At 34.0% G+C, this 12,200-nt stretch carries 10 protein-coding genes and 2 rRNA genes; 2 read left to right on the forward strand and 10 right to left on the reverse strand.

Annotation, left to right across the window (positions count from 1 at the left end; genetic code table 11):
• Positions 1-59 precede the first annotated feature (59 nt).
• From FYJ50_RS04770 to FYJ50_RS04790, 5 genes are all read right to left on the reverse strand, one after another.
• Positions 60-2,471, reverse strand: a complete 2,412-nt coding sequence (locus FYJ50_RS04770; RefSeq protein ID WP_154459950.1) for a glycogen/starch/alpha-glucan phosphorylase — start codon at positions 2,469-2,471, stop codon at positions 60-62.
• Between the two features lie 128 nt (positions 2,472-2,599).
• Entirely contained in the window at positions 2,600-3,100 is a 501-nt protein-coding gene (locus FYJ50_RS04775; RefSeq protein ID WP_205946431.1) for a winged helix-turn-helix domain-containing protein, read from the reverse strand.
• A gap of 282 nt (positions 3,101-3,382) precedes the next feature.
• A complete protein-coding gene (locus FYJ50_RS04780) occupies positions 3,383-3,679 on the reverse strand; it encodes an FtsB family cell division protein (RefSeq protein ID WP_154459952.1) in 297 nt (98 codons plus the stop codon).
• 28 nt (positions 3,680-3,707) lie between these two features.
• Positions 3,708-5,558 (reverse strand): tRNA uridine-5-carboxymethylaminomethyl(34) synthesis enzyme MnmG, encoded by a 1,851-nt coding sequence (mnmG, locus tag FYJ50_RS04785; RefSeq protein ID WP_154459962.1) that lies wholly within the window; start codon positions 5,556-5,558, stop codon positions 3,708-3,710.
• Position 5,559: 1 nt separating this feature from the next.
• Positions 5,560-7,191, reverse strand: coding sequence for an oligosaccharide flippase family protein (locus FYJ50_RS04790; protein WP_154459953.1), 1,632 nt, complete (start codon positions 7,189-7,191; stop codon positions 5,560-5,562).
• A 65-nt stretch (positions 7,192-7,256) separates the two neighbouring features.
• On the opposite strand from FYJ50_RS04790, the gene FYJ50_RS04795 reads away from it, so the two are divergent.
• Both FYJ50_RS04795 and FYJ50_RS04800 read left to right on the forward strand, forming a co-directional pair.
• Positions 7,257-8,738 (forward strand): NAD(P)H-hydrate dehydratase, encoded by a 1,482-nt coding sequence (locus FYJ50_RS04795; protein WP_154459954.1) that lies wholly within the window; start codon positions 7,257-7,259, stop codon positions 8,736-8,738.
• A 104-nt stretch (positions 8,739-8,842) separates the two neighbouring features.
• Positions 8,843-9,751, forward strand: a complete 909-nt coding sequence (locus tag FYJ50_RS04800) for an NADPH-dependent FMN reductase family protein (RefSeq protein ID WP_154459955.1) — start codon at positions 8,843-8,845, stop codon at positions 9,749-9,751.
• Positions 9,752-9,773: 22 nt separating this feature from the next.
• Here the strand turns inward: FYJ50_RS04800 and FYJ50_RS04805 are convergent, their stop codons facing one another.
• The 5 genes from FYJ50_RS04805 to FYJ50_RS04825 form a co-directional block, all read right to left on the reverse strand.
• Positions 9,774-10,073: a hypothetical protein gene (locus FYJ50_RS04805; RefSeq protein WP_154459956.1), complete on the reverse strand. Its 300-nt coding sequence runs from the start codon at positions 10,071-10,073 to the stop codon at positions 9,774-9,776.
• Positions 10,070-10,351: a hypothetical protein gene (locus FYJ50_RS04810; protein WP_154459957.1), complete on the reverse strand. Its 282-nt coding sequence runs from the start codon at positions 10,349-10,351 to the stop codon at positions 10,070-10,072. The genes FYJ50_RS04805 and FYJ50_RS04810 overlap by 4 nt, the downstream gene beginning before the upstream one ends.
• An 11-nt stretch (positions 10,352-10,362) precedes the next feature.
• Complete coding sequence (locus FYJ50_RS04815; protein WP_154459958.1) at positions 10,363-11,826, reverse strand: DUF1846 domain-containing protein; 1,464 nt, start codon at positions 11,824-11,826, stop codon at positions 10,363-10,365.
• 86 nt (positions 11,827-11,912) lie between these two features.
• Positions 11,913-12,026, reverse strand: a 5S ribosomal RNA gene (rrf, locus tag FYJ50_RS04820).
• Positions 12,027-12,076: 50 nt separating this feature from the next.
• Positions 12,077-12,200: ribosomal RNA gene (locus FYJ50_RS04825) — 23S ribosomal RNA — on the reverse strand; the annotation flags it as partial.

A 12,200-nucleotide genomic window follows, 5' to 3' on the forward strand; every position in this document is an offset into this window, starting at 1 on the left:
TAAATATTTTAATAAAGCTCTACTTTAAAGTCAAATAAAAAAGAAAGGCTTGCACCTTTCTATTTAAACGAAATAGGTTTTAGGTTCCAGATTTCATCAGCGTATTGTTGAATTGTACGATCACTTGAGAAATATCCAGATTTTGCGATATTGATCAGCATCATACGTGCCCATTGAGAACGATTGCGATATTTCTGATCAATTTCAGCTTGTGCCTGAATGTAAGACATGAAATCTCCCAACACAAAGAATTCATCGTTTCTTAACATTAAATCGTTATAGATCAGACGGAATTCATCTGGATTGGATGACCATACTCCATTACGTAAAGAGTCCACAACCTGACGAATTTCTTCATTGTTGTTGTAGTATGTCCATACATTGTATGAGTTTTCGTGTTTCATATGATTGATATCTTCTACACGGAAACCAAAAATCTGTGCATTTTCAAAACCAACACGCTCTACGATTTCAACGTTAGCTCCATCTAAAGTTCCTAAAGTAAGAGCCCCATTCATCATATACTTCATGTTACCTGTACCACTGGCTTCTTTTCCAGCTGTTGAAATCTGTTCACTGACATCGGCAGCATTTAACAGAATTTCAGCTACAGATACTGAATAGTTTGGAATAAATACAACTTTTAAGTATTTATTTGTCTGAGGATCGTTATTTACTTTATTCGCAACAATATTAATTAATTTTATGATTTCTTTTGCTAAAGAGTAGCTGGCAGCTGCTTTAGCGGAGAAGAAGAATGTTCTAGGATAAATACGATATGAAGGATCTTTCTTCAGTTTCATATATGTATGCATTACCCCAAAAATGTTTAACAATTGACGTTTATACGCATGCAAACGTTTTGCCTGGCAGTCGAAAATTGAATTCACATCCACTTCAATTCCCAATTCTTTTTTAACATAGTCTGCTAAAATCTGTTTACGTTCCATTTTAGCCGCAAAGAATTTTTCCTGTACATTTGTATCGTCTACATAATCCATCAAATCTTCTAATTTTGCTGGATTAGTTTTAAATTCAGGACCAATTGTTTCTTCCAGTAATTTTGTCAATTGAGGGTTTGAGTACAACAGCCATCTACGATGTGTAATACCATTTGTCTTATTGTTGATCAATCCAGGATAGATCTGTTCAAAATATTTGAATACATCATCTTTCAGGATCTGTGAATGTAGAGCTGCAACCCCATTTACACTATGACTTCCTACAATTGCCAGGTGAGCCATATGTACCTGTCCATCTTTCAGAATGGAAACCTGATTGAAAATCCCACATAATCCTTTATGATCCACAAAGAATTTCCATCTCTTTTCAATTTCTTCAATGATCATATAGATACGAGGCAATAAGGAACGAACTAAATTCTGATCCCATTTCTCAAGAGCTTCTGCCATAACAGTATGGTTTGTATAAGCCACTGTTTCTTTTACGATCTTCCATGCATCGTCCCATTCATAATCATAATCATCCATTAATACACGCATCAGTTCAGGAATTACTAAAACTGGATGTGTATCATTTAATTGAATCGCAACTTTTTCACCTAAATTATCTAATGTTTTATAAGTCCTCAAATGTTTACGAATAATTGAATCGACTCCTGCACAAACAAAGAAATATTCCTGACGCAAACGCAATTCTTTTCCTTTTGGAGTGGAATCATCTGGATATACGTTAGCTGTTAATTGCGTTACATCATCCAGATAATTGAATAATGAACCTGACTGAGCTGTTTCTTCATCCACTTCTGCATCCCACAAACGAAGTGTATTCGTTGTTTTTGTATGATATCCAATAATTGGTTCATCATAAGGAACCGCTTTAATAACCAGACTTGGACGGTATGTCTGATGGAATTTACCATACTGATCCATATAAGCATCAATTGTTCCACCAAAGCGTACTCTTACCGAATGCTGAGGTTTCCAGATTTCCCAGACATTTCCACTTTTCATCCAGCAATCAGGCAATTCCACCTGCTGATTGTTTACAATTTTCTGTTTAAATAATCCATAATGATAACGAATACAGTTTCCATGTCCTGGTAAATTCAATGATGCCAATGAATCAAGGAAACAAGCCGCTAAACGACCTAACCCACCATTTCCTAAACCAGCATCGCTTTCGAATTCTTCCATATCGTTAATGTCTATACCTAAATCACTTAAACCTTCTTTAACAACATCATATACTCCTAAATTCATCAGGTTGCTTGTTAATAAACGTCCCATCAGGAATTCCATAGAGAAGTAGAATAATTGTTTGGATTGAGAATTTTTTACTGCATTTTTTGTTGCACGCCAATTTTCACTGGCATAATCACGAACCATATGTCCTAAAGTTAAAAAACGTTCTTCTTCATATGTATCTTCGAAGTCACGTCCATATGTATTGGACACATTCGCTTTAAAAGCTTCCTTAAAAGCTTCTTTTGACTCAAAGCAATTTGACATAATTTTATCCTCCACATTTGAAAATTATACAGAACAATAAAATTTTCTTCAACAAATTGACGTCAAATTTAAAGAATTTTGTGATAAACTGTAAAAAAAGTATAATTCACAATAAAATGTTATCGTTTTCATTTCCATACTTTTTTTACTTCAAATTGCCATACATATCCAAACTCATATTTTGCTTTAATATATGGATGATTTTTATCTTCTTTTAAAGCTCTTTTCAATCTCTTCATATGCTGGTTTAAAGTGTTTTCTTCGATCATGCGATACTTTTTTCCAGATTCTAAAATTCGAATGATATTGCTTCGACTTAATGTTCCGTCTTTTGCACGCAATAAACCGATTAAAATCTGATATTCTGATTTTGTTAACTTCAGAAGTTCTTGATTTTTATAGACAGTTTGTGAGGTTACATGTATTTCCAGGTCCGCAGAAAGAATTGTATTATATGAATCAGAAGTAAGAAACTTCCCATTCGTACTAATCGCAATGGATGAATTTGCATATGCTACAGTATTATCCTGGACGATATAATCCTGTTTAAGTATTGGCTTTTTACATACAATGATATCATCGTCTACATAAAACATTTTTCCATTGTCCAACGCTAAAATCTCATTCATGATTGATTCTTCTACTTTTATCACTATACTTTTTGTTTTCATATCTAAATACATAATTAATTACTTCCATATATAGAATGCCATGACAAAATGAAAAAATAATGACAAATGTATTTTTTACCATTTTGATGAAATAATTGGCATATTTTCTTTGATTTTATGATTCATATTGACATTAATGATGTTTGTTTATTATATTAAAAATATCTTTCTCACCTGTTATGATGCTAAGAAAAAAATCAAAAAAAAACTGGTACACTACTAACCAGTTTCTAATTATAATTATTGATCATCGGAAAATTTAAATACCTGTTCTCCATCTTTTGTGACTAAATATTTTCCCCTTGCCAGATATTCAATATAATCTGGATTTTCCAGGTTTTCTTTTGTTTCTTCCAGTTCCTCTTTTCTTTCATCCAAAGCCTGGGATTCTTTTTTATTATCTTCCATGCTTAAGCGAATCTGTGCAGTTGTTTCCAGTTCCTTAAAACCACAATAGAACATATAACAGGAAAGTCCCAGAAGAATAGAATAAACAAAGAATCTTTTTATTGGTGATTTCTTTTTTTTCTTTTTCATAAATAGTCCCCTTATCACAAATAGTATATCACTTTTTTACATGAAGTGCCAGGATGGCAATATCACTTGGATTGATTCCTGAAATACGAGATGCCTGTCCTAAAGTCACAGGCTGAATCTGATTCAGTTTCTGTCGAGCTTCTAAAGACAGATTCTCCATATTTTCATAATCTAAATGTTTTGGAATCACAACTTCTTCCATTTTTTGTAAATGCCTGGCATCTCTTTTGGCTTTTTCAATATATCCTGCATATTTTACCTCTATTTCAATAGCTCGATTGATTTCATCTTCAAAACTATATCCCAATATGCTGGAAAGACCTTTAATGGTTACTTTTGGACGTTTGATAAGATCTAATGCACTGCATCCTTTTGATAATTTTTCAAACCCCAGATTCTTTAAATATTCATTAATATCATCCTGTGGTTTAATATGAGTTTCCTGCAGTTTTTCTCTGGCCCGGGAAATTTCTTCTTTTTCCTTCAAATAATTCTGATATACATTCTCATTCACCAGCCCAATCTGGTATCCTTTTTCAATCAGACGAGCCTGGGCATTGTCATGTCTTAAAAGTAAACGATATTCAGCCCGAGAAGTCAATAAACGATAAGGTTCATTTGTTCCTTTGGTTGTCAGATCATCAATCATAACACCAATATAAGCTTCATCTCTTCGTAAAATAAATGGTTCTTTTCCATCTACTTTTAAAGCTGCATTAGCTCCAGCCATCAAGCCTTGTCCAGCTGCTTCTTCATATCCGCTAGTTCCATTGATCTGTCCGGCTGTAAATAAGTTTTCAATCACTTTGTTTTCCATTGATGGTTTCATTTGTAACGGATCTAAAGCATCGTATTCAATGGCATACGCATATTTTTTAATCACACAATTTTCTAAACCAGGAAGGGAATGAACCATTTTTTCCTGTACATCCACTGGCATAGAAGTAGAAAATCCCTGAATATAGGTTGTATCCAATGATAAAGATTCCGGTTCTAAAAACAGCTGATGTCTTTCCTTATCCGCAAATCTTACCAGTTTATCTTCGATACTTGGACAATATCTAGGTCCTACCCCTTTGACCAGTCCAGAATACATAGCAGACTGTTTCAGATTTTCATTAATAATTCTATGTGTTTCTGGCTGTGTATAGATCAGATGACAAACGCTTTGTTTTGAAAAAGGCAATACGTCTTCTTTCTTTGTTGATTGCGAAAATCTGAGAAATTCATCCGTTCCTGGCTGTACTTCTGTTTTTGAAAAATCAATAGAATCCGTAAGGATCCTTGCTGGTGTTCCCGTTTTTAAGCGAAACGTTCGAATGCCTTCTTTTCGCAAACTTTCCGATAAAGTATCAATGGTTATCTGATCTTCTGGACCCGAAGAAATAGCACTGTGTCCTCTTAATACTTTACTGGTCATATACGTTCCTGTAGTCAGTACCACTGTTTTTGAATATAATTCTGTTCCATCTGTACAGCGAATTCCTTCTGCCTTATGATTTTTGACAAGAAGAGAATGAACTGCTTTTTCCACAACCGTCAAATTTGGAGTATGAAGTAAAATTTTCTTCATTTCCTTTTTATATTCTTCCTTGTCACTTTGTACCCTTAAAGACCAAACCCCTGGACCTTTAGTTGTGTTCAGCATTTTGAACTGTAGAGCAGTACGATCCGCAACCTGTGGCATCAGTCCACCCAATGCATCAATTTCACGAACCACAATTCCTTTTGCCGGTCCTCCAATACTGGGATTACAAGGCATAGAACCTGCCATATTTATATCTAAAGTCACCAGACATGTATTTTTATTCATTCGGCTTGCTGCCATTGCGGCTTCAATCCCTGCATGCCCTGCTCCTACTACGATCACATCATACATATTACGCATTTCCTCTTCTCAATTTCGTCTTTACAAACTTTACAACATCCATATGAAATACCACTTTTGGCACATTTAAGAATATGCTGACTCCAGCAAAGACAAGTACACTGATCAGTCCATTGATACACATCCATACAAAACTGATCATTTTTCCACTTTCAGTTCCGCCAATTCCAATCTTATTCAGGATAAAAGAAGTCAGTCCCATAAACACAATTGAAATCAGAACACGAATCAGAACCCAGGTTACTTTCCTGAATTTTACTTTAAATACTTTTTTAACTTCCTGTAAATTTGACAATATCAAATATCCATCTCCAATCACAGAACTTAATACAGATCCTGCAAATCCAAAAATATAGATCATAGGAACAATTAAAATTCCTTTTATAATGGTTGAAATGATCAGCCTTTTAAAATAATTTTTTCTTAATTCCAAAGCCATCATTAAATTTGTCACAACAGGAGCCAATGTTCCCAGAAAAGCTTCTAATGAAAGCCATGCCAGTACATAAGAAGCCAGTTTCAGATCTTCATTATAAAACAATGTATAATTTATTGGTTTTGCGTATAAAAAGATACAGAAACAGACAGGTATACCAATATATAAAATAATATTAATACAGTCTATAATGTTTTTACGAATCAGCTTATAATCTTTTTTTGTTAGAGCTTCCGTAATATGAGGTATGATGGCTGCTGCAAATCCAGGTGCTAAAATCATAGGAATCGCTGTAATCTTAACTCCAACATAAGTGGTTGAAGAAATGATAGTTGTAATTACTTTAGATTCATAATTATGCAGACGAAGTCCTATTGGCAATAAAATCGCATTGTATATCTGCTGACTGTACCCTAAAATAGATGACAATAAATAAGGTATAGAAATCGAAACAAAATCTTTAAATATTTTTTTATTATCCACTGCTTTGTCTTTTTGATTCAAAGCAAGCGATTCGATTTCTCCTATATGTTTTCGATCAAACTGATAAATCTGAACAATTCCAGCAATAGCCGCTATAGATGTCGATAATACGGAGATATATAAAGCATACTTTCGATCTAAACCTAAGGCATATACCGCAATACAGGATCCAGCTAAAAGGAATAATACTCTAAAAATCTGCTCAAATGCCTGTGAAATCGCGTATTCTTCCATTTCTTTCAATCCCTGATAAAAACCTCTGAATGCCGATAAAACTGGCACTAAGAATACTGCAATTGCCAGTATTCTTAATGTATTGACCATAATATCAATGTTTTCTTCTACCATAATTGGAGCAATCTTACCTGCCAGAAGCATCAGTAGAAGCATTCCCGAAAAACCTGTTATAGATAGAAAGGCTAAAGATAATTTTTTAACAGACAAAATGGATTTCGCATCTTTTAATACACTGTATCGAGCCACTAATGTCGCAATCGCAAAAGGAAAGCCTGCGGTAAAAACCGTTAAAACATAAGAATATATATTATATGCCTGTCCATAAATTCCCATATAGGCTTCATTTCCTAATATGGATGAAAAAGGAATTGCATAAACAATACCAATTAATTTCGCTATAAACAATCCACCTGTTCCAACTAAGCCACTTAAAATGATGGATTTTTTTACATTCGATGATCTTTTCATTTTTACTATCTCCTATTTTTGTATTATAACACAATTTCTAAAAAAGAAATGATATAATAGTATACATGAAAAAGATAGAATACTTACAGACAGGTCAAACAGCCCGTTTGCTTGATCATAAAACCATTGAAGAATATAAAATTCCTTCTTTGATTTTAATGGAACATGCAGCCATTGAATCCATCAGAGAAATAAAAAATCATATTTGTATGAATCAGAAAAAAATCTGCATTGCATGTGGCCCTGGAAACAATGGAGGAGATGGACTGGCCATTGCACGCAATCTGATCAAAGAAAACATTTATCCTTCCCTTTTAATTCCTAAAATCGAAAAAATGTCAAAAGATGAAAAGATTCAATGGGATTCTTTATCCTGTTTTGATCTGGAAATCGTAACCGACATAAACGATTTAAAACATTTTGATATTTGTATTGACTGTTTATTTGGCAATGGTTTGTCCAGAGATATCACCGGATATTATCAAAATGTGATTGAAACCATCAATCAGAGTGGTTCTTATGTGATTTCCATTGATATTCCAAGTGGAATTCATGCTACTACCGGAAAAAGTATGAATTGTCATATTGTCTCTGATTTAACGATTGCACTGGATTGTTACAAAGAAGGACTGTTTATCAATGATGGACTTACCGCTTCTAAAAAATGCATCAGTGTGGATATTGGAATTCCTCACGATCTGCATTCAAATTTTATGATCAATGAAACTCTGGTAAAACAATATTTACCGCCTCGTCCTTCCCATTCTCATAAAGGAACTTATAAAAAAGCTTTAATGATTGGTGGAAGCCAATCAATGCATGGAGCTTTGTACTATAGCGCAAAAGCCTGTTATCGAAGTGGCATTGGAACACTTACCTGTATGATTCCTGAATGCATTTATCCAATTTTTGCCAGTAAAATCAGCTTTGCGATGAATAAAGTAATGCCTTGTGAAAATGGTTATTTTAAAGAAGGAATTGTTCCTGATTTACAACCTTATTCTCTTATTTCAATTGGCAATGGCATGTCTTTAAATAAAAGTACCATTCAAATGGTACAGCACGTTTTACATTCTGATAAAACCGTTATTTTAGATGCAGATGCTTTATGGGCGTGTAAAGATCATAAAGAATGGCTCAATCGAAAAGAAACAACTATTTTACTGCCACATATTAAAGAAATGACTTATTTATGTGATGCTTCTATTTCTCAAATTCTTTCCAATCCATTTGAAATTGTGAAAGATTTCTGCAGAAACCATCCAAACTGTATACTGGTTTTGAAATCCAGTCTTTCTATTATTGGCTATAAAGATAAAATTTATTTATTGAATCAGCCAAACAGCGCCTTAGCCAAAGGAGGCAGTGGAGATATTCTTTGTGGAATTGTGACAGGTCTATGTGGACAAACCAACGATTATGAAAAAGCTGTAGTCTGCGCCACATATATTCACAATCAGAGTGTTCCCAATCTGGATGCAGCCTGTTGTCTTCCAGATGAATGCATAGATACCATTCCAGAAATATTTAAAAAATTAAGAACCTGAAACGACAAATGTCGTTTTTTCTTTAATTTGAACACATTTTCATAGATTAATTATGTATATAAAAATACCAGCTTCTATAAAATGGTAGAAAAGGAAGGAATACAATGAAACATTCAAGATATAAAATAGCCAGAAACTTTCTTTTATTCTGGACCTTATTTATTGGGATTGGTGCTTTAGCTGGTTCAAGTGGAATGCTTCTGGATCCTACTGGAAAAGCTATGGGAATGGATACCATGCTACCTTATTTTCAGGTTTTACCATTATCTAATTATCTATATCAGAATTATATATTTCCTGGAATTGCTTTACTGATTGTAAATGGGATCACAAATATTACCGCTTCCATTCTTCTTATTTTAAAGAAGAAAAGTGGAATCGTACTTGGTGGTATTTTTGGAATCACTCTTATGTTATGGATCTGTATTCAGTTTGTGATCTTCCCTTTTAACTTTATGTCAACCAGCTATTTTATTTTTGGATTCTGTCAGGCCATTACCGGTTATATGACATGGATCTTCTATAAACAGGAAACTTTTTCTTTCCATATAGAAGATTATCTAGGAATTCAGACAGAAAGTTCACATTTAGTGGTTTATTTTTCAAGAATGGGTTATGTGAAAAAACAGGCTTATATTCTTGCCAGTCAGAAAAAAGCACAAATCTATGAAATTAAGGCAAAAGAGCTTACGGAAGGTACATTAGGTTTCTGGTGGTGTGGACGTTTTGGCATGCATCGCTGGCCAATGAAAATCGAAGAATTGAATATCAATTTAGAAAAGTTTCAACATGTCACGATCTGTACCCCTATCTGGGTCTTTTCTCTGGCAAGTCCAGTCCGTGAATTCTGTGTGCAGGCCAAGGGAAAAATAAAAGAAGTGGATTATGTACTGGTCCATCATACCAGAGGAAATTACGATTCTGTAATTGAAGAAATGGATCAGCTGCTGGAATTAAAACATACATCCATTCTGAATATTCAATGTCATACTGGACAATACCGAAAACTATAAAAAAGAAGGACATCCTTCTTTTTTATAGTATCTGAAACTGTAAATAATATACATTGGGATGAAACATTTTTGTATTGAATCCATAAGCACAACAATCGTCCATATCTCCATCCCAGTCATTATTCAACTGAGACAGTAAGGATTCAATTTCATTTGAATCCAATGTTGCACTTCCATAAAATTCTAAACAATTTCTTAAGGAAGGCTGAGGACGACTGGGTGAAAAAGTGAAGGCGCTGCAAAGATGATTGATTTCTTCTTTTACGATTTCCACAATTGCCTCATCTTCCTGATCCACAATTACATGTAAAGAAACTCTCATGATTTTTCTAATACATAACGACACAATTTCTTTAGATTTTCATCATTAGAAAGTGTAATGACCTTTCCCAATCCTAAATTTAATGCAGCAATTTTTATTTCATTTTCTTCAAGAGCTATATTTAAAGTACCTGTCGCATTTACATAAAATACATCATATAAATAGCTTTCTTTTTTTCCATCCATTTCTTTTTTTCTTAAATCAAAATGAAAATCTTCTTTATTTTTTAAAATTAAACGAACGGCTCCGGCTCCTGATGCGGGTATTGGTTTTGCCATATTAGTACCTCCTACTTTTTACTTGATTCATATGTTACCTGAATTCCCAATTGAGAATACGTATTTAAATCTACATTGGACAGATCACAGGTAATATGAGCCTGTAATCCTTTTAATTGATTTAAACAGGCTAAAGCTTTTTTCGCATTTTCATTGGTTTGTGCACTGATGCATAAGGCAATTAAAATTTCATTGGCGTGAAGACGAGGATTGCAGCTTCCTAAATATTCCGTTTTTAAATTCTGAATAGGTTCAATTAATTTTGTTTCAATAATATGTACATTCTGATCAATTTGAGCTAAATATTTTAATGTGTTGATCAGAACCGAACTGCAGGCACCCATTAGTTCCGTTGTACGACCTGTCACAATTGTACCATCTAAACAATCAATGGCTCCACTATAAACTTTATAATGTTTTTGCGCTTCACGTGCTTTTTTAACACATTTACGATCTTCTAAAACCAGATTGGCTTTTTTTAAGATCAATTCCTGTTTGTTTAACTCATTAATATCACATAATTCATTATAATATCGATTAAAAGTGTTAAAATATCGACGAATGATTTCCTGTTTACCAGCCTTCTGTATAACTTCATCATCCACAATTGCAGAACCAATCATATTAACTCCCATATCCGTTGGAGAGGCATATGGGCATGTTCCATATATTTCTTCAAATATATTTTTTAAAACAGGGAATATTTCTATATCCCGATTATAATTTACCGTAATTTTATTATAGGCACTTAAATGATATGGATCGATCATATTCACATCGTTTAAATCCGCTGTAGCTGCTTCATAAGCCAGATTGCTGGGATGATCCAATGGCAGATTCCAGATAGGAAACGTTTCATATTTGGCATAACCGGCACGAACTCCTCTTATATTTTCATGATAAAGCTGAGAAAGACAAGTAGCCATTTTACCACTTCCAGGTCCTGGAGCGGTTACAACGACCAAAGGTCGAGTCGTTTCAATAAAGTCATTTTTTCCAAATCCATCTTTTGAAATAATTCTTTTTGAATCTGTAGGATATCCTTCAATTGTATAGTGATGATATACATTAATATTCATCTTTTTTAATTTATTCTGAAATTGTGTAATCAACTTAGAAGAGGAATACTGAGTAATCACAACACTGCTGACATATAATCCAATTCTCCTGAATTCATTGATCAGACGGATTACATCTTCCTGATAAGTAATATTTAAATCCTGACGAATTTTATTAGAATTAATATGACTTGCGTTGATCGCAAATACAATTTCAGCTTCTTCTTTAATCTGAAGAAGCATCTGAAGTTTAGAATCTGGTGCAAATCCAGGTAAAACACGAGATGCATGATAGTCATCAAAAAGTTTCCCACCAAATTCCAGATAAAGTTTATCTCCAAACTGAGAAATTCTTTCCATGATTCTCTTTGATTGCAGTTCTAAATATTTCTGATTGTCAAATCCAATTCTATTCATATCTTATTCTCCATACGTATAAGATTCTATCATCTTACAGAAAAAAAAGAAATAAAAAAAAGACTTCCAGAAGGAAGCATAAAAAAATCCGGCAGCGTGCTATGTTCGCAGGGGCAGGCCCAACTATTTTCGCCGCTGAAGTGCTTAACTTCTGAGTTCGGAATGATTTCAGGTGTTTCCACTTCGCTATCGCCACCGGGTCTTTGAGGTTCGATCCCTCAAAACCAAACAACATCTTCAAGACATATTCCTGATTAAGTCCTCGACCGATTAGTACCGGTCAACTCCACGTATCGCTACGCTTCCATCTCCGGCCTATCTACCTTATCGTCTTTAAGGGGTCTTACTTCTTGCGAATGGGAGATCTCATCTTG

The organism is Floccifex porci (assembly GCF_009696175.1).
Lineage (GTDB): Bacteria > Bacillota_I > Bacilli_A > Erysipelotrichales > Erysipelotrichaceae > Floccifex > Floccifex porci.